Source organism: Nocardioides alkalitolerans DSM 16699 (assembly GCF_000426525.1).
Classification (GTDB): Bacteria; Actinomycetota; Actinomycetes; order Propionibacteriales; family Nocardioidaceae; genus Nocardioides; species Nocardioides alkalitolerans.
Genome location: NZ_KE384533.1, coordinates 259,128 through 282,251 on the forward strand (window position 1 = coordinate 259,128; position 23,124 = coordinate 282,251).

Sequence of the window (23,124 nt, forward strand, 5' to 3'; positions counted from 1 at the left end):
CTCCATCCTGCGTCGCCGGAGCGAGTCTGCCAAATAACTTGAGTCGTCTCAACTCAACTTTGTTCGTACGACGTAACGCACCCCTGGTCTCGGTCATTCCCGGGGCGGGCACCTCGCGGTCCACCGACGACCGGCGACCACGGACAATGGCCCCGATGGACGACGCGAGCAGGCCCGAGGCCCCCTTCCGCCTGCGGAGCGTGGCGCTGCCGGCCTACGGACCCAGCATCGCCGCGAGCATCGGGCAGGGCGCGATCCTGCCCGTGCTGGCGCTGCGGGCCCGCGAGCTGGGGGCCGACGTCGGCACCGCCGCCCTCGTCGTCGCCCTCCTCGGGGCGGGGATGCTGGTCGCGTCGCTGCCGGCCGGCTCCCTCGTGGCGCGGATCGGCGAGCGCCGCACCCTGGTGCTCGGCGGCGTCGTGCAGGCCGGGGCGACGGCGGTGGCCGCGCTCACCGGGTCGGTCGTCGCGCTCGCGCTCAGCGTCGTGGCCGCCGGCATGGCCTGGACGGCGTTCCACATCGCCCGGCAGGGCTTCATCATCGACGCCGTCCCCGAGTCCTACCGCGCCCGCGCCCTCTCGGCGCTCGGCGCCAGCAGCCGCGTCGGCTTCCTCGTCGGGCCGCTCCTCGGTGCGCTGCTCATCCCGTACGCCGGCATCGCCGGGGCCTTCTGGCTCGCGACCGGCACCGGGCTCGTCGGCGGGCTCGTCGCGCTCCTCGTGCCCGACCTCGGGGCCGACACCCGTGCGGCGCAACGCCTGGCGGGTCCCGTCCGGGTGGTCGACGTCATCCGCGACCACCGGCGCACGCTCCTCACCCTCGGCGTCGCCGTGGTCGTGATCGGCGTCAGCCGGTCGCTGCGGCAGGGCCTGCTGCCGCTGTGGGCGGAGTCCGTCGGCATCTCGGCCTCCACCACGTCGTTGATGTTCGCCGTGGCCGCCGCGGTCGACATCGCCTTCTTCGTGCCGGGCGGCTGGCTGATGGACAAGCGCGGGCGCGCGCTGGTCGCCGTACCGGTGGTGCTGGCCGTGGCCGTGGGGTGCCTGCTGCTGCCGCTGACGTCGGGCACGGCGAGCGTGCTGGCCGTGATGGTGCTGATCGCCGCGGGCAACGGGCTCGGGTCGGGCATCGTGATGACCCTCGGGGCCGACACGGCACCCACCGTGGGTCGGGCGCAGTACCTCGGCGCGTGGCGGCTGTGCGCCGAGACCGGCAGCGTGGGCGGGCCCGCGTCCGTCAGCGCGCTGGCCGCCGTCGCCCCGCTCGGGGTGGTCGCGGTCGTGATCGGCGGCCTGCTGCTCGCCGGCACCGGCTGGGTGGGGTACTGGACCCGTCGGGTCGACCGGTCACGGGCGGCCCGCGTCGTCACTGGATGACGACGGTGACCTCGTTCGACTCCAGACCGTTCTCGCTGTCGACGACCCGCAGCACGTTGTCGCCGGGACGACCCAGCTCGACGAAGGTCGAGAACAGCTCGCCGGACACGTTCGCGGCGCCGCCGACGTCGTTCCAGGAGCCGTCGGTGAGCCGCTGCACCGTGAGGATCGCGCCGTCACCACCCGTGTAGAGCCCCGAGAGGTCGATGCGCTCCATCGGGCCGGCCGTCGCCGTGCTGGCCTGCAGCGTGATCGAGGGCTCGGCGGCCTCGGTGGTCGTGGTCTCCGCCGGCTCCTCCGGAGCGGGCTCCTCCGTCGACTCGCCGCCCTCGGGCGTCAGCGTGATGAGCGGGCCCGTCGGGGAGTCCGTGAGCGACACCTCCGGCAGCACGAGGGTCGGCTGCTCGGCCGCACCCCCACCACCGCCGCCGCCACCCTCGCCGAGCCCGAGGAAGCGCGTGCCGCCGAGGGCCACGAGACCCACGATCAGCCCCACGACCAGCCCGACCCCCACGAGGGCGATCACGCCCACCAGTACCGGCCGGTCCTCAGCCTCGTCCGCCACCGTCTGGCTCCCTCGTGTCTCGGCTCCGCGCGGGCTCGCGCTCGGGCCATTGTGGTCGGAGGTGTCAAGGCGACCAAACCCGCCCGGCCCCCGACCGGACCGGCACCGACCGGCTCAGCCGTCGACGCGCTCGGCGTCCACCGCATACGTCGCGGCCGGCTTGACCTTGTCGTCGCCGCAGCTCTGCCGCCGGGGCTCGCCGCGGCCGGTCGTGACGGTGCACTCCCACCGCTCGACCCCGCCCGCCCGCCGGACCGTGAAGACCGGGCGCGCACCGGGCTGGGCGTCGGGCTGGGCGTCGGGCTCCCGCCGTACGTCGTCGGCCGCGCGCAGCGCCAGCAGCGTCCGCAGGTGCAGGTCGGCCGCCTGCACCGCGCCCGGGTCGCCGGCGCGGCCCCGGGTGCGCGCGACGGGCACCTCCCCGGCGGCGACGGCGGCGCACACCGGCACGGCGTCGCCGGCGTCGAGCCGACCGAGCGTCAGGCCCGAGGGCAGCGCCAGGAGGGTCGCCGAGAACCGGTGACCGCCGAGGTGGGTCGTCTCCCAGGTGCCGTCGGGCCAGCGCGCGGCGAGGGCGTCGACCACGGGGCGGCCGAGCTCGGCGCAGCACACGTCGCGCCGGCCGTTGGTGCAGACGAGCCAGAGCGGGGCGTCGTACGGCGCGAAGCCCGGCGCCGTGCCCGCGCGCAGGTGGTCGGGGGTCAGCGCGAGCACCTCGTCGTCGGCGAGGAGGGCGGAGGCGACCGCGAAGCCGGCCTCGCCGCGGCGGGCCAGGAACACGCGGCGGGCGGCGTCGGCGTTCTCGGGCCGGCCGGGCCGGCGCACGAGCTGCACCCGCGCGCCCGCCACACCGTCGAGCTCGCGGAGGTGGGCGGCGACGGCGTCGGGCAGGCGGCTCTCCTTCAGGGCCTTGCGACCCCACGGACCGGGCTGCTCGACGAGCAGCCAGAGCGTCTCCGTCGGGGCCGAGCCCGCCAGCGGCTCCTCGTCGGCGGCGCTGGCCGCGGCACAGCGGAAGGTCGCCTCCCCGACCGGCCCGACCGGCCCGCCGCTCACGGGAGCAGCCCCTTGCGGCGGGCGAGGGCGGCGGCCTCGGTGCGGCTCGCGGCGCCGAGCTTGCCGAGGATGTTCGAGACGTGCACCGACACCGTCTTCACGCTGATGTAGAGCTGGCGCGCGATCTCGCCGTTGGTGCGGCCCTGGGCGACGAGCGCCAGGATCTCCTCCTCGCGGGGGGTGAGCGCGTCGGAGGCGGGGGCGGGACGCCGCGCCCGCCCGGTGCGGCTGCCCCGTCCGGCCCCGCCGGCGGCCGTCAGGTCGTCGATGAGCGGCGAGAGACCCAGGTGGCGGGCCGTGTCACGGGCCAGGTCGGCGACCTCGCGGGCGCGGGCCGTCTCCCCCACCGCGCGCAGCACGATCGCGAAGTGGGTGCGCACCTGCGCGAGCGCCGAGGGGTTGCCGTAGGCCGACGCGGCCTCCTCGGCCCGCCGCCACGCGGCGACGAGCGTCTCCTCGTCCGGGGGCTCCAGGTCGGCGGCCCAGCGCCAGCGCAGCACCTCGGCCTCGAGCCGCGCGGCCCACGCCTGCCCCTCCGGCCCCATCGTCAGGCCGGACTCGCGCACGTCGGCCAGCACGCGGCGGCCGTCCTCGGCCAGCCGGTCGGCCGTGGGCGCCCAGGCGAGGCGCTGCTCCTCGACGAGGCCGTCGCCCCCGCGTCCGGCGGCGGCGGAGGCCAGCACGCCGAGCGTCGTCGCGGCGAGGCGCAACCGGGCCTGGAAGAACTCGCGCCACGTGACCGTCACGGAGCGCACCACGGCGTCGTACACCTCGACCGCGGCCTGCGGGTCGCGGCGGTGCTCGTGCACGGTCAGCTCGGCGGTGGCGCCGCCGATGGCGACGAGCCCCTCCTGGCGCCACGTGCGGCGCAGCGCCTTCGCGCGGGCGAGCGCGTCGGCCTCGCCCCGCGCCGCGCCCACCCGCACGCGCAGCGACGTCAGCATCGCCTCGTTGAGCGGCGGCGGCGCCTGGCCGCCCATGTCGGTCAGCTCGAGCACGTCGCTCCAGGCCCCGCGCTCCAGCGCTACGGAGGCCTGCATGAAGCGGCAGTCGAACGCGTACGGCGCCCAGGGCGTGCCGGCCGCGGCGCCGCGTCGTACGCCCCGCGCGAAGGCGTCGGCCGCGAGGTCGTGCTCGGCGCGGTCCTGGTGGAGCCGACCGAGGAAGTAGAGGGCGCGCAGCTCGGCGTTGACCGCGCGGGCGGCGCGGGCGCGGCGGATGACGTCCTCCATCGAGCGGCGCACCTCCTCGACCGGGCCGTCGCGGTCGAGGCCGACGAGGGTGGTGAGCGCGTCGGTCGCCAGTCGCGGCAGGTCGTGCTTCTCGGCCTCGCCCAGCGCCTCGAGCGCCACCTGGCGGGCCGGCTCGTGCTGGTCGTCGGCGCTCAGCGCGCGGGCGTGGAACGACAGCGCCCGCACCCGGACGACGGCCGGGGCGTCGGCGGTGAGGTCGACGGCCTCGCGGGTCCAGGCCACGAGGTCCTCGGAGGTGTCGGTCATGCCGACCGCGGTCGCCAGCGCGGTGAGCAGCTCGCCGCGCAGGGCCGGCGGGGCGTCGGTGTCGAGGCGGTCGAGCTGCTCGCGCACCACGGCCGCGGCCCGGTCGAAGTGGCCCGCCGCGATGAGGGCGTCGGCGGTGCGGGTCACGAGGCGGGCGAGCGTGGAGTCGTCGAGCTCGCCGACGCCCGGGGCGGTGCGCAGGGCGAGCGCGTGCTGGAAGTGCTGGGCGGCCTCCTCCGGCGCGCCCACGCGCATGGCGTCGCCGCCCGCCTCGATGCTGGCGCGCAGGGCGGTCGCCGGGTCCTGGCCCAGGCGGGCGTGGCGCGCGAGCTCGGCGGCGCTGCCGGGGGCGCGACCGTCGACGATCGCGGCGGCGTACGTGGCGTGCAGGCGCACCCGCTCGCCGGGCAGCAGGTCGTCGTACACGGCCTCGCCCAGCAGCGCGTGGCGGAACACGTAGGAGTCGTCGCCGCGCGGCTCGAGCACGTTCATCTCGACCGCGCGCCGGATCCCCTGCTCGAGCTCGTCGTCGACCAGCCCGGAGGCCTGGGCGAGCATGGCGTGGCTGACCCGACGCCCGGAGGCGGAGGCCACCCGCACGATCCGCGTCGCGTCGTCGTCGAGCCGGTCGAGGCGCACCAGCAGCACGTCGGCGAGGTCGTCGGGCAGGCCGCCGTCGCTGCCGCGGGCGGCCACCACCAGCTCCTCCACGAAGAAGGCGTTGCCCTCGGCCCGGGCCACGATCTGGGCCACCTCGGCCGCCGTGAGCCCGTCGGCGTGCAGCCCGCGCACGAGGCCGCGCACGAGGCGTCGTACGTCGGGGGCGCGCAGCGGGTCGAGCTGCAGGCGCTGCACGTCGCGCAGGCGGGACCACTCCGCGACCTGGCGGCGCAGCGGGTGGCGGCGGTGCAGGTCGTCGGAGCGGTAGGACGCCACCACCGCGACCGGGCCCGAGAAGGGGCGGGTGAAGAGGAAGGACAGCATGTCGCGCGTCGACTGGTCGGCCCAGTGCGCGTCCTCGATCACGACGAGGAAGGGGGCGTGCTCGGCGACGGCCTCGAGCAGCGCGTGGATCGCGGGGAAGAGGTCGCCGCGGGCCAGGCTGGCGGCGTCGTCGCCCTCGCCCGTGCGCAGCCGGCGACCGGGCTGCAGGCGGGCCAGCGTGGGGTGGGCCTCGACGACGGCGGCGACCACGTCGGGCAGCTCGCGGTCGAGACGACCGAGGATCTCGGAGAACGGCAGGTAGGGCAGCGCCGAGTCGGCGAAGTCGAGGCAGTGGCCGGCGCCGACGTTCCAGCCGGCGGCGAAGGCCCGGTCGCGCAGCTCGGTCAGCAGGCGGGTCTTGCCCACGCCGGCGTCACCGGCGAGCAGGACGGCGGGCGGGGCGACGTGGTCGGGACCCGCAGCCGCCCCGGACGCACCGATGCCGAGCCACGAGCACAGCTGCTCGAGCTCGGCGTCACGCCCGACGAGGGTCGAGCTGCGTGGGGCGGCGGGCACGGGGTCCATGATCCCCGAGACCTCGGACATCGGGTGCACCGCCGGCCCCCGTGTCGGTCAGGGCGTGCGGCTCAGCGGAACTTGGGGCGCGGGGTCTCGTCGGAGACGCGGCGGGCGGCGCGACGACCGAGCGAGCGGCGCAGGGACTCGACGCGGTAGCGGTGCTCGGCGGCGAGGTAGGCGGGCGTGGACTGGAACATGGGGGTCTCCTCCGTAGGAGCCGATCGAACCCAGGGGTGGGGTCGCCGGCAGCGTGGGACCTACGTTCGCCGTCTGAGGTAGGGCGGCACATCGGGCATGTGCCTTAGGTGGGTCTGTACAGGACGCTGATCGTGTGATAGCGGTCACTCGGCGTGTGACCGGGCCCGCCCGCAGTTTCGCCGCTCGAGCGGCGAAACTGGAACCTTGCGACCTGAATTCAGGGTGCCAAGAGGAGGTTTAACCGCTCGAGCGGCGAAACTGCCGCCCGCTCGGTGCCGCCCGCTCGGTGCCGCCCGCTCGGTGCCGCCCGCTCACACCCGCCCGAGCACGGGCCGCCCGCGCTGCCAGACGCCCGCGACGAGGGGCACGCCGGGGCGGTAGGCGAGGTGGGTGTGGCTCGGGGCGTCGAGCAGCACGAGGTCGGCGTCGGCGCCGACGCGCAGCACCCCGACGTCGTCGCGGTCCAGCGCCCGGGCCCCGCCGCGGGTCGCCGCGTGCACGGCCTCGGTCGGCGTCATCCCCATCTCCCGCACGGCCAGCGCGACGCAGAACGGCAGCGAGCTGGTGAAGCAGGAGCCGGGGTTGCAGTCCGACGCGATCGCGACGTGCGCGCCGGCGTCGATCAGGCGGCGGGCGTCGGGGTAGGGCTGCCGCGTCGAGAACTCCACGCCCGGCAGCAGCGTCGCGACCGTGCCGGAGTCGACCAGCGCGTCGACGTCCGCGTCGTCGAGGTAGGTGCAGTGGTCGACCGCCGCCAGGCCCAGCTCGGCGGCGAGGCGCACCCCGGGGCCCGGGCCGAGCTGGTTGGCGTGCAGCCGACCGCGCAGGCCCGCCGCGGCGCCCGCCGCCAGCACGGCCCGCGCCTGGTCGGCGTCGAAGGCGCCGGTCTCGCAGAAGACGTCGATCCACCGCGCGTACGGCGCGCAGGCCGCGAGCATCGGGCCGGTGACGAGGTCGACGTACGCCGCCGCGTCGCCCGCGCCGCCGTCCGCCGCGGCCGGGACGACGTGGGCGCCGAGGAAGGTCGTCTCCGGGGTCAGCTGCTGCGCGACGGCGAGGCTGCGGGCCTCGTCGTACGGCGTGAGCCCGTAGCCCGACTTGATCTCGACGGTCGTCGTGCCCTGCCGGAGCATCTCGCCGACCAGCCGGGTCGCGTTCGCCAGGAGGGCCTCGTCGGTGGCCGCACGGGTGAGGCCGACGGTGCGCCGGATGCCGCCCGCGGCGTACGACTCCCCGGCCATCCGCGCCGCGAACTCGTCGGCCCGGTCGCCGGCGAAGACCAGGTGGCTGTGGGAGTCGACGAAGCCGGGGAGGACGGCCCGCCCGCCCGCGTCGACGTGCTGGTCGGCCGCGAGCGCGTCGGGGCGCTCCCGCGCCTCGGCGGCGGTGCCGATCCACGCGACCCGGGCGCCGTCGACCACGAGCGCCGCGTCGGCCACCAGGTCGGGGCCCTCGTCGCCGACCCGGCCGGTCAGCAGCTCGCCGATGTTCGTGAGGAGGGTGCTGGTCACGGGGTGGCCTCTCCGTCGTCGGTGATCCCCTCGGGGGGCTCGTCGTGGAGCCGCGCGACCGCGGCCCCCAGCTCGGCGCCGATCGCGGCCCGGTCGGCGGAGGTGTGCACGACGCGCCCGTCGACCACCACGTGCACCACGTCGGCCGCCGTCGCGGCGAAGACGGCGGTCTGCTCGTCGGCGCCGGTCCCGGCGGTGGCGGGCGAGGAGGTGTCGAGCGTGACCAGGTCGGCCCGGGCGCCGACGGCGATGCGGCCGGCGTCGGCGAACCCGAGGCTGGTGTGGCCGTCGTACGTCGCCGCGGCCAGCAGCTCGCCCGCCGACCAGTGCCCCCGCTGCTGCGTGCGGAGCCGCTCGTCGAGCTCGACGGCCCGCATCTCCTCGAAGGGGTCGATGACGGCGTGGCTGTCGCTGCCGAGCGTGAGCCGCGCACCGGCCTCCGCCAGGGCGCGGCTCGGGCCGATGCCGTCGCCGAGGTCGCGCTCGGTGGTGGGGCAGAACGACGCGTACGCCGCGGCGCCGCCGATGCGCGCCACGTCGTCGTCGGTGAGGTGGGTGGCGTGCACGAGGCTCGTCATCGGCCCGAGCACCCCGTGGCGGTCGAGCAGCGCGGTCGGGGTCAGCCCGGTCGCCGCGAGGCAGGCCTCGTTCTCGGCCACCTGCTCGGAGAGGTGCACGTGCAGCGGCCGACCGGCCCCGGTCGCGGCCACGACCCCGAGCGCGTCCGGCGGCACGGCGCGCACCGAGTGCACGGCGGTGCCGACGACGACGCCCTCGCGCTCCGCGGCCGCGCGCAGGGCGGTCGTCCGGCGCGCCCACGCCTCGGCCGTGCCGTCCGAGAACCGCACCTGGGCACCCTCCGGCGCCCGCCCGAACCCGGCCGCGAGGTAGCAGGTGTCGAGCAGCGTGATCCGCATGCCGACGTCGCGCGCGGCGTCCACCAGCGCCAGCGCCAGCGCGTTCTCGCGCTCCCCCGCCGCGCCGCCCGCCGCGCCGCCCGCCGCGCCGCTCGCGCCGTACGGCGTGCCGTCGGGCCGGTGGTGCACGTAGTGGAACTCGCCGACGCTCGTCACGCCCGCCGCCAGCATCTCGCGGTAGGTGGCGCGGGCCAGCGCGCCGTACGACGCCGGGTCGAGGCGCCGCGCGACGCCGTACATCTGCTCGCGCCACGTCCAGAAGCTGCCGCGCTCGCGCTGCGTGCGCCCGCGCAGGGCGCGGTGGAAGGCGTGGGAGTGGGTGTTCGCGAGACCGGGCAGCGTGAGGCCGGCGAGCAGGACCGCCGACGGGTCGCCGGGGCTGTCGGGGCTGTCGGGCTCGACGGAGGTGAACCGGCCGTCGGCGACCGTGACGCGCACCTGGTCGCGCACCTCGACGGGCCGCCCGGGCAGGGCGACGAGGGCGCGCTCGAGCAGGTACGACGCCGGGGCGCTCATCCGGCCAGCCGCTCGAGGCTGGTCGCCAGCGCCTCGACGCCGGCGAGGCAGTCGGCCGTCCCGGCGTGCTCCGACGGGGCGTGCGAGACGCCGGTCGGGTTGCGGACGAAGAGCATGGCGGTCGGCACGCCCGCGGCGGCGAGCACGCCGGCGTCGTGGCCGGCCTGGGTCGGGACGACGGGCCAGTCCGGACCGTCGTGGCCGGTGACGAGGCGGGCGGTGAGGTCGGCGTCGAACGTGACGGCCGGCGAGACGGACTCGGCGGTGACGACCAGGGTCGTGCCGTCGCGGCCGGCGCGCTGGGCCGCCTGCTCGGTGATGGCCGCGACGAGCGTCTGGAGGCCCTCGTCGGTGGAGCACCGGGCGTCGAGCCAGGCGGTCACCCGCGACGGCACCGCGTTGGTGCCGTTGGGCGCCACGTCGACGCGTCCGAAGGTGGCCCGCTGGCCGGCCAGGCGCGCCTGCTTGTTCGCCGCGAGCGCGGTCATGGCGAAGGTGAGCATCGGGTCGACCCGGTCCTCCATCCGCGTGGTGCCGGCGTGGTTGGCCTCGCCCGTCACGTCGAAGCGGTAGCGCCCGTGCGGCCAGATCGCGCTCGCGGCGCCGACGGCGGCGTCGCGGTCGACCAGGTCGCGCCCCTGCTCGACGTGCAGCTCGACGAACGCCCCCACCCGGGCCAGCCACGGGCTGCCCGCCGACGGGTCGAGACCGACGTCGGCCCAGACGTCGCCGAGGCGGGTGCCGTCGCGGTCGGTGAGCGCCGCGGCGGCCTCGGGCGTCGTCGTACCGGTCGCGAGGCGCGAGCCGAGGCAGGCGAGGCCGAAGCGGGAGCCCTCCTCCTCCACGAACGCCGCCACGGCGATCGGCCGGCGGGGCACGACGCCCCGCGCGCGCAGCAGGTCGATCGCCGCCAGTCCGGACACGACGCCGAGCGGGCCGTCGAACGCCCCGCCGTCGAGCACGGAGTCGAGGTGGGAGCCGGTGAGCACGGCGGGCCCGTCGGCGCCCTCGGGCTCCCACCAGGCCAGGGTCGTGCCGAAGCCGTCGGTCTCGACGCGCAGGTCCCGCGCGGTCGCCGCCTCGACGAACCAGGCGTGCGCCTCGCGCTCGGCGGAGCCGAAGGGCTGCCGGAAGTAGCCGCCGCTGGCCGTGGAGCGCCCCACCGGGGCGAGGTCGGACCAGAGCCGCTCGAACGTCATGGGTCGAGTCCATCGGTCGCGACGCCGCAGGTCAACGTGGCGGAGCTCGGGCAGGTCTCGGATCCGAGACGGCGGGCCCGTCGCCCTCCGCGGCACCGATGAGTCGGCGCGCACCGCCGGGTCGGACCTCCCATGACCACCCGACACCTCCTGCTGATCCCGGGCGCCGGCGGCGCCGCCTTCGTCTGGCACCGCGTCGTGGCCGAGCTCGCCGCCCGCGGCCACGTCGGGGTGGCGGTCGACCTGCCCGCCGACGACCCCGCCGCCGGCCTCGCGGCGTACGCCGACGTCGCCCTCGCCGCCGCGACCGCGTACGACGGGGGCCGCGGCGCGTCGTACCGCTGGACGGTGGTCGGGCAGTCGATGGGCGCCCTCACGGCGCCGCTGCTGGTCGGCCGGCTCGAGGTGGCGGAGCTCGTGCTGCTCAACCCGATGGTGCCCGCGCCCCGCGAGACGGGTGGCGCGTGGTGGGCCGCCACGGGTCAGGGCCCGGCGGCGCAGGAGGCGGCCACGGCGGGCGGCTACCCCGGCGACTTCGACCTCGACGTCGTCTTCCTCCACGACGTCGACCCGGCGGACGCCGTCGCGCTCGAGGCGCACGAGCGCGAGGAGACGGACACGGTCTTCGACGAGCCCTGGCCCCTCGCGGCCTGGCCCGCCGTACCGACCCGGGTGCTCGCCGGCGCCGACGACCGGCTGTTCCCGCCCGCCTTCGTGGAGCGGGTGGCGCAGGAGCGCCTCGGCGTCGCGGCGGTGCGCGTGCCGGGCGGCCACCTCAACACCCTCAGCCGACCCCGGGAGGTCGTCGACGCGCTGCTCGCCTGAGAGGCTGCCCCGCATGGAGTTCTCCGAGGTGGTGCGCCGGCGGCGCATGGTGCGGCGCTACGACGACCGGCCCGTCGACCCGGCGGTCGTCGACCGGATGCTCGAGCACGCCACCCGCGCCCCGAGCGCCGGGTTCAGCCAGGGCTGGGCCTTCCTGCGGCTCGACACCCCGATCGACGTGGCCCGGTTCTGGGACGCCACGACCCCCGCGACCGCCGACCCGGAGAACCGCTGGCTCTCCGGCATGCGCACCGCCCCCGTCGTGCTGGTGCCGCTGACCTCCAAGCAGGCCTACCTCGACCGCTACGCCGCCCCCGACAAGGGCTGGACCGACCGCGACGAGGCCCGCTGGCCGGTGCCCTACTGGTACGTCGACGCCGGCATGGCCACGCTGCTGATCCTGCAGACCGTGATCGACGAGGGCCTCGGCGCCTGCTTCTTCGGCATCACCCCCGAGCGGGTCGAGACGTTCCGCCACGCGTTCGGCATCCCCGAGACCCACCAGCCGCTGGGGGCCATCACGATCGGTCACCGCCTGCCCGACACCGGCTCGCCCGGGTCGCCGCAGCGCCGCGAGCGCCGCGCCCTCGACGAGGTCGTGCACCGCGGGCACTGGGGCGGCTGAGCGCGGACCACGGACGGCCCGCCACGCGGGTGCGTGGCGGGCCGTCCGTGGGGCGCCCTGATCGGACGCGGTCGAGCGTGGCTCAGCTGTCGGCGGTGCGAGCGGCCCCGAAGGTGACGAGGAAGGCCAGCACGGCGGGCGCGACCACCCAGAGGTGGGCGTCGGCGGCGGCGATGCCGAAGGAGACGCTCAGCAGCACGAGGGCGGCGACGAACGCGCCGGCGACGGCGGCCGTGCGGGCGACCCGGCCGGCCCGCGGGTGGACCGCGGGGCGCTTGCGGAGCAGGTAGAGGATCACGCCCGACGCCGCCAGCGCGAAGAGCAGCGCCCCGTTGTTGGCTAGCTCGGGGAGCCCGGGCGAGGCGACGAGGGCGCCGACGACGAGGGCCAGGGCGAGGTGCAGGCCCTTGCGCTGGGGGTCGACGGTGGTGGTCGGACGGTTCATGACGGTGCTCGCACTGTTCACGGTGCTCCTCCTCGGTGGGTCCTTCACGGTGGTCCGACGCCGTCAGGCGGCGACGGGGCTCGACTCGGGCGGGGTGGTGGACCCGCCCGTCCAGTGGGCCAGGGCGGCCCTCAGGTTCCGGGTCTGCCGGTCGACGTGCCCGGCGTCGAGGGCGGCGACGGCGGCGCGCACGCCCTCGGCCGGGGTGACGACGACGCGCACCCCGGTGTCGCGACCGCGCGCGTCGAGCAGGCGGTCGTCGTGCAGGTCGACCCCGAACGCCGGGATCTCGGCGGCCGTCAGCTGACGGATCTCGGCCGCGACGAGGTCGTCCGCGGTGGCGGGGGCGAGCACGGCCAGGCGGCCGAGCACGCGTCGTACGTCGGCGTCCGCCGCGAAGCGGGGGTGCGTGGCCATCCGCAGCAGCAGCGCGTAGGTCATCGTCGGGCGGTGGATGTAGCGGCAGCGGCCCCCGCGGAGGTCGGCGGCGATGCGGTCCAGCACGGCGTCGCGGTCGGTCAGGACGAGGTGCATCACGCGGACGAACGCCTCCACGAGGTCCTCGGCGTCCGCCGGGGAGTGCGTCGCGCCTCGGTCGTCACCCGTCGGCACGACGTCGGGGTGGTCGACGACCACCGGGCCCATCTCCAGGCGCATGTCGTCCCGCCCCGGGTGCAGCAGGTGCCACGCCCGGAACGGCGACGCGCCGCCGCTGCGGTAGTCGAGGGCGCCGAAGTCGAACCCGCTCCCGCCGAACGGCAGGGACACCAGGCCGGTGGTGGTCACGTCGAGCAGCACGTCCGGCTCGGCGGTCGCCCCGCGCAGCGTCGGGGTGAACAGCGCCTCGGCGTCGACCACGACGGGGCGGCCCTCGGCGTCGGCGAGCAGGTTCTCGTAGTGGACGTCGGTGCCGCGGAGCAGGTGGAGGGCCGCGAGGTGCACGCCGACCATCCGGAAGAAGTCGGGGTGGGCGCCGGCGCCCGCGTGGCCGACGTGCTCCATCCAGCCCGCGTCGGCGGTGCGGTGGAAGCGGGGCCGCGGCATCGCGACGCCCAGCGCCGTGCGCCCCAGCCAGGCCGAGAACGCGCCGTACCCCTCCTCGAGGTCGGTGGCGCGCGGCTTCATCACGACCCGGCGACCGGCCGCGGTCTCGAGCACCAGGACGCACCGGCCCCCGCCGTGCGTGTCGCCGCTGGGCACGAGGTCGCGCACCCGGTCGGCGGGGTCGAGGTCGAGGTCGGCACAGATGCCGGGCCAGGCGGCCGCCGTGCGCGCCAGCTGGTCGGCGAGGGCGTCGAGGCGCAGCGCCGTGAGCGCGCGCACCCGCGGGAGCAGGTCGGGGTGGTGCCGGTCGAGGTCGGCGGTGCCGGCCGGCGAGCGCAGGTGGTCGACGAAGTCGGCGTAGCGGGCCTCCGGGGTGGCCCCCGCGAGGCGGCCGGCGGCCGAGGCCTCGGCGAGGCGGCGCACCAGCACGCGCGTCAGCTGGTCGGCTGCGGCGCGGTGCACGACCCGGCGTGCCTGCTCGACGACCCGCTCGGGGTCGGCGACGAGCGTCGTACGACGCACCCCGGCGGCGAACCGGGCGAGGTCGGGGGCCACCACGTCGGCGACGAACCCGCCGAACACGCCGTCGTCCGGGCACGTCCCGTCGAGGTGGAGTCCTCCCGTCCCGGAGCCGGTCGACCGGTCCGGGACGGGAGGGGCGGGGGAGGTCGGGCGCGGGACCGGGAGGTCGGACGGCACCTGGTCGACCCACGCGAGCAGCGCCTCCAGACGAGCCGGGTCCGACGTCTTCCCCCCCGAGAGCTCGGGGAAGACGTCCGCCCAGCCGTCGGCTGCGCCGTCGTGTGCGGTCATGGTGTCGCCCTCCGGTCCCTGCGCCCGCTCAGAGCCGCGGGAGCAGCGTGGTGTCGTGGCGCGAGGTGAGGCAGTGGATGGTCGAGATGCTCGGCATCGTCGTGAGGCCGGCGACCTGCTCGCCCACCGCCTGCTCGAACAGCTCGTCCTCGAGGCCGCCCGCCACGTCGCGCACGTCGGTCGGTGCGGTCGTCGCGTCGTCGGTCCGGGCCTGGTCCAGCATGAGCGTGGTCATCGCCGTCTCCCTCGGGTCCATGTCGCCGGCGCCCCGATGGCGCCGCCTCACGTCCACGACAGTAGGGAGGACGTGAGGGGCCGCACATCGGCCCGGGGGTGGACCACCGCCTCCCCCACGAGACGGAGGCGCGCGGCCCCGGGAGGCGCTAGCCGCCCGGCCCCGTGCCGCCGGGGCTACCCTGCTCGCAGCGGCACCGCGGAGGGGCGGTGCCACGATGCGCCTGCCTCGGGGGAGGGGACGTCGTTGCTCCACCATCTGTACCGCCTCTACGGCGTCGACCAGGACTGGGTGCGCCCGGTCCGGCGGCGCTACGCCGTGCGCGTCGACGGCCTGTTCGCGGTGGCCCTGGCGTTCGGGGCGCTCGTGTCGGTCGAGACGACGCGCAGCCTCGGCACGCTCGCACCGTCGACGCTCGGCGAGGTCGGCACCTACCTCTGGATCGCCCTGCCGGTGCTCACGCTGGCCGTGCGCCGCGTGCTGCCGCTCACCGTGCTCGGCATCGCCGTCGCGCACTACCTGACCACGGCCGTCTTCGTGCCGGAGGTCTCACCGGTCTTCGCCCTGCAGGTCTACTACTTCTTCACGCTCTTCAGCGCCGTCGCGTGGTCGGCCCACCGCCGGGCCGCGCTCGCCATGACGGGCGTCATGGCCGGGGCCTCGGTGCTGTGGGTCGTCGCCGAGGTGCTGCTGCACGACGTGCTCGACGCGCTCGCGCTGCTGCCCGAGCTCGGCCTGTTCTCCCCCACCGCCGCGGCCCTCGTGCAGGCCGCCATCTCGGTCACCACCTTCTTCCTGGCGTCGTCGCTCGGCGGCGTGGCGACGTGGTGGTCGGCCCGGCGCGAGGCCCAGGCGCGGGAGCGGGGCCTCACCATCGCCGAGCAGGCCGACAGGCTCCGCCACCGCTCGGTCACCGAGGAACGGCTGCGCATCGCGCGCGAGCTGCACGACGTCGTGGGCCACCACATCGCCCTCATCGGCATCCAGACCGGGGCGGCCCGCGCCGTCCTGAGCAGCGCGCCCGACGAGGCGGCCACGGCGATGCGCCACGCGGAGGAGATCAGCCGGACGGCCACGCGCGACCTGCGGCTGCTGCTCAACGCGCTGCGCGTCCAGCACGACGACGACGCCGTGCCCAGCAACGGCAGCCTGCGCTCGGTGCCGGACCTCGTCGCGACGTACGACGCCCTCGGGCTCAGCGTCGACCACCACCACGAGGGCCCCCACGACGCGGTGCCGGCCGCCGTGGCCCTCTCGGCGTTCCGGGTGATCCAAGAGTCCCTCACCAACGTCTGCCGCCACTCCGAGGCGACGACCGCCGAGGTCGACGTGACGATCGTCGACAAGCCCGGTGGGGCGGGCGCCGTGCGGGTGCGCGTCGGCGACCCCGGACCAGCCCGTGGCGACACGTCGGGTTCACGGATGGGGATCGTGGGCATGAGGGAGCGGGTGACGCTCCACGGAGGGTCGCTGGAGGTGACACCGAGAGACGAGGGAGGGTTCGTGGTGGCGGCCGAGCTGACGTGGGACACATCCGCGGCGACGACATGAGCACGCCTGCCGACGCGCCCGTGCGCGTGCTGCTGGTCGACGACCAGACACTGGTGCGCGCCGGGTTCCGGCTGCTCTTCAGCGTCGACCCGCGCCTCGAGGTGGTCGGGGAGGCCGCCGACGGCGAGGAGGCGGTCGAGCGGGCCACCGAGTTCGCGCCCGACGTGGTGCTGATGGACATCGAGATGCCCCGGATGAACGGCATCGACGCCACCAGCCGCATCACCGGCGCGACCGACGCCCGCGTGCTGATGCTGACGACGTTCGGCGACGAGGAGAACGTGCTCGCCTGCCTCCAGGCGGGGGCCAGCGGGTTCCTCCTCAAGAACACCGAGCCGGAGCACCTGACCCAGGCGGTGCTCGCCACGGCCGCCGGCCACTCGCTCCTCGCCCCGGAGGTCACCGGTCTCGTGATCGACCGCGGTGTGCGGGCCGACGGGGCGGCCCCGATGGGCATCACCCCCACCAACCGGGCGGCGCTCGACCAGCTGACCGAGCGCGAGCGGGAGGTCCTGCGGGAGGTGGCGCACGGCCGCTCCAACCTCGAGATCGCCGAGGTGCTGTACGTCGGCGCGGCCACGGTGAAGACCCACGTCTCGTCCTGCCTCGCCAAGCTGCAGCTCCGGGACCGGGTGCAGCTGGTCGTGTTCGCCTTCGAGTCCGGCTTCATGGACACCGCCGCCGACGGCTGAAGATCCGTCTCACGGCCGATGCGTCGGCCCGATCACCCCCTCTACCGTGGAAGGCCGCCCGCCCGGGCGGACGCGACCGACCGGTCGAGGTGAGGAGGTCGCCCGTACGGGCCTGGCGGCATGGACACGCGACGGATCACGGTGACGGCACGGGCCCACGCGCCCGTGGGGCAGGCGTCCCTCGAGGACGACCTGCTGGCCGGGCGTGACCCCCACCTGCTCCTGAGGGCGGTCTGGGCGGCGGGGCACTGGCTCCGCTCGCACCACGGCGACACCGTCCGGCCGCCGGCGGCGCCCTGGGCGCCGTACCGCTGGCGCACCGACATCGGCCTCCCCGCCGCCCACCGGCACTCCCTGGTGCAGTGGTCGGACATCCTGGCCGCGGACGACGGCCGGGCCGTGCCGCTCGTGGGCCCGCTGGGCCTCGACCGGCTCCACCTCCTCGACGACGACACGCTCCTCGTCGCGCCGGGGCCCGGGGAACCCCCGCCCGTCGGGCATCCGGCCGTCGACCTCGGCGGCGTGCTCGGCGACCTCCAGTGGCTGCGCCGGAGCACCGACCACGGGCGCGCCGACGACGGCCGGCGCGGCCTGCGGGTGCCCGAGCGGCTCGCCGCGGCCCTCCTCACCAGCTACGGCGGGCTGCCCGTCGACCGCACGGTCGACGGGCTCGCCCTCGCCCGCGCGAGCGCGCTCCGCGTCTGCGACCGCGTGGCCCGGGGCGCCGTACCGGTCGACGGTGTCGACGACGTCGCCCTCGTGCGCGCGCTGGTCGAGCGCGCCTGGCGCCACGCCGGCTGACTCCTCCCCCGTACGGCGGAGGCCGCAGCCCCTGTCCTCCCCCATCGGTAGAGAGAAATGCTTTCCCGCATTCATCCGCACGGCCGATGTGACCCCATTCACGGGTCGGCAGAGTAGTGCTCACCAAGACGAACTCCGAAAAGCGGAACGGGGAAAGCCGAGATATTCGGACCTCTTCGATCGGCACTATCGGACCGACATGCGTGGAGGGAGGGAAACATGAAGAACATCGAGTGGATCGAGGAGATCGACGAGCAGTCGTTCGACAACGAGGTCTTCGGGGCCTGCACGACCAACACGTTCTCGCTGAGCGACGCCTACGGCAACACCGGCGGTTGGTGCACGTTGTCGCAGGAGTGCATGAGCTGGTGCCCCTGAGCACCGGTCTCGCACACCGGCGGACGACATCACCCCTGCACCACCACCCAGAGAGGAACACCGTCATGAGCAAGAACCTGGAGCTCGGTCGCTACACCGACGACGAGCTCGTCGAGATCACGGAGGGAGACGCCCACGGTGGGGGAACCCCCACGATCGTGATCAGCGTCGTCTCGGCCTACGTCTCGACCAACACCTGCCCCACCACGTCCTGCACGGACGAGTGCTGAGGCTCGGCTCGAACTGATCGGCGATGCCGGCCGGTGTGGTGGGCCCCCACCACACCGGCCGGCTCCAATTTCACGAAGAGGGACATCCCATGACCGCCATGCTGTACCCGGAACTGACCTCGAGCGAGGTCCACGAGATCATCGAGCCGCTCGCCGAGCTCGCGCTGGAGCTCCCCGCACACCACGTGCTGGACCGGATCGGCAGCGCCGAGGTGCCCCTCTCGGAATTCGGCGCCGGCGCCGAGTCCTACACGTTCGGACGCGTCTGCGAATACGTCTCCGCTCGCGTGTGGGACGAATTATGGGAATCCGATCTCGACGTGCACGTCGCCGACGTCGACGCATTCCGCGCGGATATCGAGGTCATTCTCGTCCGCGATTTCTTCGGCCTGGCGGTGCGTCCGCTGGCCGCCATGCTCGAGCCCCGCGAGGGAGCCGACTCCCGCGTGCTCTACCAGGAGTTCTGCCGCGACCTGCTCGGCTCGTCGCTGCGCGACCTCGCGACCGCCCACCCCCTCACCTGGGGCCGGGCCGGCCTGCGCCTGGAGCGGCGCATGGCCGCGGCCGTGGAGACCGTCCGCCGCCTCGTCGCGGACGCCGCCGACCTGGAGCACGAGCTGGGCCTGGCCCCCGGCCGGATCGCCACGCTCGGCCTCGCGGGCGACACCCACGCCGGTGGCCGCTCCGTCTCGGTCGTCGGCTACGACCACGGCGGACGCGTCGTCTACAAGCCGCGTCCGGTCGACGCGGAGGCGGCGTACGCCGACCTCGCCCGCCACTGGAACGAGCGTGCCGGCACCCGCCTCGGCTCCGTCCGGGTGCTCGCCCGCGACGGCTACGGCTACGCCGAGTTCGCCACGGTCGACCCCGACGTCGAGCCCGACCTGACGGCGATCGGCGAGCTCGCCGCCGTGCTCTACTCCCTCAACGCCCGCGACATGCACTTCGAGAACATCCTCGCCACCCGCGAGGGGCCGGTGCCGGTCGACCTGGAGACGCTCCTCCACCCCCAGCGCCACAAGGCCCGCGGCCTGGTCGAGACCGACCTCAGCGCCTACCGCAAGATGGACACGTCCGTCTTCGCCATGGGCGTGCTGCCGATGATCATGGCCCGCGCGGACCGCGACGGCTACGTCGACGTCGGGTTCATGGGCGGCGGCGAGGCCCGCGGCTCCGGCCCGTTCAAGCGGTTCAGCGTCGAGCACCCCTTCCGCGCCGAGGTGCGGGTGCGGTGGGACCGGAGCGTCGCCCCCGAGCCGCAGCGCCGCGAGGAGCTGCCGGAGGCGGCGCACGCCCGCACCCGCGCCGCCATCACCGAGATGGTCGACGGGTTCACCCGGTCGTACCAGCAGATCGCCGACGACCGCGAGGCCTTCTTCGCCGCGGTGGTCGAGCGCTTCGGCACCGCCCGCCTGCGCTACGTGCACAACGCGACGGTCCAGTACGAGCAGGCCCTGCGCACCCTCACGGGCGCCCAGGCCGGGGCCGAGATGGAGCTCGCGGCCAGCCTCCTCAAGCGCATCGCGATCGCCAGCCGCGGCGCCGACCACCGTCTGGTCGCTTCCGAGTGCGAGCAGATGTGGACGACCGACGTCCCCTACTTCCTGGTGCGCGCCGACGAGCAGCACCTGACCGAGGCGCACGACGACACGCCCGTCGCCGACCTCGGGCGCAGCCCGCTCACCCAGCTGCGGGCGAAGATCGACCGCCTCGGCGAGCGCGACCTCGCCCAGCAGGTGAACCTGATCCGCATCGCGCTCAGCGCGAAGCTGCCCGACCCGCACGGGATGTACGACTCCGCGGAGGTCTTCGGCCGGGCCCCGGCCCGCCGTACCGAGCGCGGCGCCCTGCGCGACGCCGCCGTCCGGCTCGCGACCTCCATCGCGGACGAGAAGGTGGAGGACCGCTACCCGCACCTCCCCCACACCTGGATCGGGCCGGTCGCCTCGTCCGACAGCGAGCGCCCGTGGCCGCCCGGCGTCCTCGGCTACGACCTCTACACCGGCCGCACCGGGCCCGCCCTCGCGCTCGTCGCGGCGGGGGCCGCCCTCGGCGACGACGCCCTCGTGCGGGCCGGCCGCGCCGTGTTCGACCCGGTCGCCCAGATCATCGCCGCCGACTCCTACGAGTCCCGCAGCCTGGCCGCGGCCGGCGTCGGCGCCTACAACGGGTTCGCCGGTGCGACGTGGGGCCTCTGGCAGGCCGGGCGTCTCACCGGGGACGCCGCCCTCCAGGACGCCGCGGGCGCCGCCCACGGCCTGCTGCCCCACGGCGAGGTCGCGGACGGGTGGTTCGACATCGTCTCCGGCGGCGTCGGCCGCTGGCTGGTGCTCGGCGACGGCTCCGGGCCGGCCGGCCCCGCGCCCCAGCTCGTGGCCGCGCTCGACCACGCCCTCGCCTCGGACCTCCCCGGGCGCCTCGAGGCGTCGGGGTTCGCCCACGGCGTCTCCGGCCTCCTGTTCTTCGCCGCCCGCGCCCACGCCGTGACCGGCCTGCCGGCCGCCCGCGCCCTGGTGGAGCGCTCCCACGCGCAGCTGCTCGCCGGGTTCGGCGCCACCGGCTTCCCGCTCCGCACGAACCGCCGCGGCGTCGAGAACCACACCGACAGCTGGTGCAACGGCAGCGCGGGCACGATCGTCGCCCTCGCGGAGGCCGTGCGGGCCGGGGTGCTGCCCGACGACGCGCTCGACGCCCCGCTCGAGGGCCTGCGCGCCAGCCGCGTGGCCACCTCGCTCACGCTGTGCCACGGCGCGCTCGGGCTCCACGACGCGCTCGCCCAGGTGGGTGGCACCGCGGCCGCCACCGCGGAGGAGCTGCGGCTCGACCTCGAGGGCCTCGTGACCCCGGCACTCGTCGACGAGCGCCTGGCCGACCAGATGATCCGCTACAACCAGGGCCCCGGCCTCATGACCGGACGCTCGGGCGTGCTGTGGCACCTCGTCGACCGCCTGGAGCCGGGCCTGCTGCCCTCGCCCCTCGCGTTCGCGTCCGGGATCCAGACCGGGATCCAGACCGGGATCCAGCGATGAGCCGGGTGCCGACCACGCTCCAGGTCACGCAGACGGAGTGCGGTCTCGCGGTCGCCCGCTCGGCCCTCGCCCACCACGGGCGGGACCTCTCGGTCACCCAGCTGCGCGAGGTCGTGGAGCCCGGACGCGACGGTCTGGGCATGCGTCAGATCAAGGCGCTCCTCGAGCAGCAGGGGATGGACTGCACGATGGTGCGGGTCCGCCACGTCGACGGGCTCCAGGCCCTGCCCGCGCCGTTCATCGCCCACTGGAAGGGCTTCCACTTCGTCGTCGTCGAGTCCGTCGGCCGACGCGGCGCGGTGATCATGGACCCGATGGTCGGGCGCGTCCACGTCTCCGCCGAGGAGCTGGCCGAGAACTTCACCGAGTACGCGCTCACGCTGACGCCCGGCGAGGACTTCGAGCGGCACCGCCGCCCGGTCGCCTCGGCCTGGCGCGGCAAGCCGCTCGTCCCCGAGGCCTCCACGGGCGGGTTCGTGCTGCTCGGCGTGATGAGCCTCCTGGCCTTCGCGTTCACCTTCGCCATCCCGGTCACGACCCAGAAGCTGGTCGACCGCATCGCCGGCCCCGACTTCGGGCTCGGCGCCGCCCTCGGCGTGGTGGGCATCCTGGCGCTGGGCTACTCCGCCGTGCAGGTCGTGCGGGCGTACGCCGCGACCCACCTGGTGCGACGGGTGAGCTGGCAGCTGCTCGACAAGGCCTTCTCCCACATGCTCAAGCTGCCGCTGCGCTACTTCATGGTGCGGCCGCCGGGCGAGCTCATGTACCGCCTCAACAGCCTCAACCAGGTGCGCGACATCATCGCGACCCGGCTGATGCAGGGCGCGATCGACCTGCTGACCTCGCTGGTGCTGGTCGCCTACGTCTTCTGGGTCTCCGTGCCGCTCGGCCTGGTCGTGCTCAGCTGCTACGTCTTCATCGTCGCCCTGCTCGCCGCCAGCAAGAAGCTGATCCGCTCCGCCACCGACGACGAGGTCCACCACGCCGCCAAGGTCCAGAGCATCCAGCTCGACGCCACCGTCTCGGTCGCGAACCTGAAGATCGGCGGCTACTCCGACTCCTTCCTCGACGAGTGGCGCACGAGCTACCGCAAGATGCTCGACGCGATGACCCGGCGCATGCGGATCCAGCAGGCCTGGGTCGGCTCCCCGGTCGGCACCATCCAGGCCCTCGGCCCGCTCACCGTGATGCTGATCAGCCTCACCTGGGTGCAGTCGGGCACGGTCACGCTCGGCGAGGCCGTCTCGGTCCAGGGCGTCGCCGCCCTCGTCTTCGGCCTGGGCATGGCGGTCTACCAGGCCGTCATGGAGGTCTCCGTCGCCTCGCGCTACCTCGAGCGCTCGGAGGACATCTACGACTACGCCGAGGAGGAGGACACCGGCACGCGCCGCGACCTCGCCGCCGGCAGCCTGGTGCTCGACAAGGTCGGCTACAAGTACACCGACCACGCCGAGGACGTGCTCCGCGAGGTCTCCCTCGACATCGCCCCCGGCGCCAAGGTGGCCCTCGTCGGCGAGTCCGGCTCGGGCAAGACCACGCTCGGCAAGGTGCTCTGCAGCCTCTACGCCCCGACGTCGGGCTCCGTCACGTACGGCGGGGTGCCCCGCGACGACTACTCGCTCGCGGCGCTCCGCTCGCACATCGGCTACATCCCGCAGGAGGGCTACCTCCACAACAAGACGATCGTGGAGAACCTGGTGCTCGGCACCGACCTCGACGAGGCCTCGGCCATCGACGCGGCCCGCGCCCTGCCCTTCCTGGGCTTCATCGACGACCTGCCGATGGGCTACCACACGGTGGTGTCCGAGATGGGCACGAACTTCTCCGGCGGCCAGCGGCAGCGCGTCGCGATCGCGAAGGCGCTGCTGCGCCGCCCGCGGATCCTCGTGCTCGACGAGGCGACGTCGGCGCTCGACAACGAGAACCAGCGCCTCGTGCACGAGCAGATCGCCGGCATGAGCTGCACGCAGATCGTGATCGCCCACCGGCTCTCGACGGTGGTCGACGCCGACCAGATCATCCTGCTCGAGAACGGGCAGGTCACCGAGGTCGGCACCCACCTGGACCTGACCGCCAGGGACGGCGCCTACGCGCGCATGTTCCTCAGCTGAGGAGT

At 75.3% G+C, this 23,124-nt stretch carries 20 protein-coding genes; 10 read left to right on the plus strand and 10 right to left on the minus strand.

Features of this window, described 5'->3' with window-relative positions; genetic code table 11:
- The first annotated feature begins 155 nt into the window (after window positions 1–155).
- Window positions 156–1,376 carry an MFS transporter gene (locus tag K329_RS27805; protein WP_211225903.1) on the plus strand — a complete coding sequence of 407 codons (1,221 nt, stop codon included), beginning with the start codon at window positions 156–158 and terminating at the stop codon, window positions 1,374–1,376.
- Here K329_RS27805 and K329_RS27810 read toward each other — a convergent pair.
- From K329_RS27810 to K329_RS0118155, 7 genes are all read right to left on the minus strand, one after another.
- Window positions 1,366–1,941, minus strand: a complete 576-nt coding sequence (locus K329_RS27810) for a hypothetical protein (RefSeq protein ID WP_043644163.1) — start codon at window positions 1,939–1,941, stop codon at window positions 1,366–1,368. The genes K329_RS27805 and K329_RS27810 overlap by 11 nt on opposite strands.
- 114 nt (window positions 1,942–2,055) lie before the next feature.
- Window positions 2,056–2,997 carry a ferredoxin family protein gene (locus K329_RS29835; RefSeq protein WP_052337083.1) on the minus strand — a complete coding sequence of 314 codons (942 nt, stop codon included), beginning with the start codon at window positions 2,995–2,997 and terminating at the stop codon, window positions 2,056–2,058.
- Window positions 2,994–6,026 (minus strand): helix-turn-helix transcriptional regulator, encoded by a 3,033-nt coding sequence (locus K329_RS0118135; RefSeq protein ID WP_052337084.1) that lies wholly within the window; start codon window positions 6,024–6,026, stop codon window positions 2,994–2,996. Before K329_RS0118135 ends, K329_RS29835 begins: the two co-directional genes overlap by 4 nt.
- Window positions 6,027–6,067: 41 nt before the next feature.
- Window positions 6,068–6,196, minus strand: coding sequence for a hypothetical protein (locus tag K329_RS31980; protein ID WP_281169827.1), 129 nt, complete (start codon window positions 6,194–6,196; stop codon window positions 6,068–6,070).
- Window positions 6,197–6,508: 312 nt separating this feature from the next.
- Window positions 6,509–7,708 (minus strand): imidazolonepropionase, encoded by a 1,200-nt coding sequence (hutI, locus tag K329_RS0118145; RefSeq protein ID WP_028474156.1) that lies wholly within the window; start codon window positions 7,706–7,708, stop codon window positions 6,509–6,511.
- The gene (locus K329_RS27820; protein ID WP_084541425.1) at window positions 7,705–9,141 is read right to left on the minus strand and encodes a formimidoylglutamate deiminase; all 1,437 of its coding nucleotides are present in this window, start codon (window positions 9,139–9,141) and stop codon (window positions 7,705–7,707) included. The genes hutI and K329_RS27820 overlap by 4 nt, the downstream gene beginning before the upstream one ends.
- Window positions 9,138–10,340: an allantoate amidohydrolase gene (locus K329_RS0118155; RefSeq protein WP_028474157.1), complete on the minus strand. Its 1,203-nt coding sequence runs from the start codon at window positions 10,338–10,340 to the stop codon at window positions 9,138–9,140. Before K329_RS0118155 ends, K329_RS27820 begins: the two co-directional genes overlap by 4 nt.
- 132 nt (window positions 10,341–10,472) lie before the next feature.
- Between K329_RS0118155 and K329_RS0118160 the strand changes: the two genes are divergently transcribed.
- Window positions 10,473–11,165, plus strand: a complete 693-nt coding sequence (locus K329_RS0118160; protein ID WP_028474158.1) for an alpha/beta fold hydrolase — start codon at window positions 10,473–10,475, stop codon at window positions 11,163–11,165.
- A 13-nt stretch (window positions 11,166–11,178) separates the two neighbouring features.
- Window positions 11,179–11,790, plus strand: coding sequence for a nitroreductase family protein (locus tag K329_RS0118165; protein ID WP_028474159.1), 612 nt, complete (start codon window positions 11,179–11,181; stop codon window positions 11,788–11,790).
- Window positions 11,791–11,872: 82 nt separating this feature from the next.
- Here the strand turns inward: K329_RS0118165 and K329_RS0118170 are convergent, their stop codons facing one another.
- The 3 genes from K329_RS0118170 to K329_RS0118180 are packed head-to-tail and all read right to left on the minus strand — an operon-like array spanning window position 11,873 to window position 14,327.
- Entirely contained in the window at window positions 11,873–12,256 is a 384-nt protein-coding gene (locus tag K329_RS0118170) for a hypothetical protein (RefSeq protein WP_028474160.1), read from the minus strand.
- Window positions 12,257–12,298: 42 nt separating this feature from the next.
- Window positions 12,299–14,092: a DUF4135 domain-containing protein gene (locus tag K329_RS0118175; RefSeq protein WP_028474161.1), complete on the minus strand. Its 1,794-nt coding sequence runs from the start codon at window positions 14,090–14,092 to the stop codon at window positions 12,299–12,301.
- 28 nt (window positions 14,093–14,120) lie between these two features.
- Window positions 14,121–14,327 carry a hypothetical protein gene (locus tag K329_RS0118180; protein ID WP_157571819.1) on the minus strand — a complete coding sequence of 69 codons (207 nt, stop codon included), beginning with the start codon at window positions 14,325–14,327 and terminating at the stop codon, window positions 14,121–14,123.
- A 246-nt stretch (window positions 14,328–14,573) separates the two neighbouring features.
- Here K329_RS0118180 and K329_RS31985 point away from each other — a divergent pair, with 246 nt between their 5' ends.
- The 7 genes from K329_RS31985 to K329_RS27830 all read left to right on the plus strand — a co-directional run bounded on the left by K329_RS31985 (window position 14,574) and on the right by K329_RS27830 (window position 23,119).
- Window positions 14,574–15,878 (plus strand): sensor histidine kinase, encoded by a 1,305-nt coding sequence (locus K329_RS31985; RefSeq protein WP_052337085.1) that lies wholly within the window; start codon window positions 14,574–14,576, stop codon window positions 15,876–15,878.
- Window positions 15,875–16,570 (plus strand): response regulator, encoded by a 696-nt coding sequence (locus K329_RS0118190; protein ID WP_028474163.1) that lies wholly within the window; start codon window positions 15,875–15,877, stop codon window positions 16,568–16,570. The genes K329_RS31985 and K329_RS0118190 overlap by 4 nt, the downstream gene beginning before the upstream one ends.
- A gap of 120 nt (window positions 16,571–16,690) precedes the next feature.
- Window positions 16,691–17,371: a hypothetical protein gene (locus K329_RS0118195; protein WP_028474164.1), complete on the plus strand. Its 681-nt coding sequence runs from the start codon at window positions 16,691–16,693 to the stop codon at window positions 17,369–17,371.
- A 219-nt stretch (window positions 17,372–17,590) separates the two neighbouring features.
- Entirely contained in the window at window positions 17,591–17,749 is a 159-nt protein-coding gene (locus K329_RS0118200) for a plantaricin C family lantibiotic (protein ID WP_028474165.1), read from the plus strand.
- Between the two features lie 65 nt (window positions 17,750–17,814).
- Window positions 17,815–17,979 (plus strand): class II lanthipeptide, LchA2/BrtA2 family, encoded by a 165-nt coding sequence (locus K329_RS31315; protein WP_169721616.1) that lies wholly within the window; start codon window positions 17,815–17,817, stop codon window positions 17,977–17,979.
- Window positions 17,980–18,068: 89 nt separating this feature from the next.
- Window positions 18,069–21,008 (plus strand): type 2 lanthipeptide synthetase LanM, encoded by a 2,940-nt coding sequence (gene lanM, locus K329_RS0118210; protein ID WP_028474166.1) that lies wholly within the window; start codon window positions 18,069–18,071, stop codon window positions 21,006–21,008.
- Entirely contained in the window at window positions 21,005–23,119 is a 2,115-nt protein-coding gene (locus tag K329_RS27830) for a peptidase domain-containing ABC transporter (protein ID WP_052337086.1), read from the plus strand. Before lanM ends, K329_RS27830 begins: the two co-directional genes overlap by 4 nt.
- Window positions 23,120–23,124: the final 5 nt, after the last annotated feature.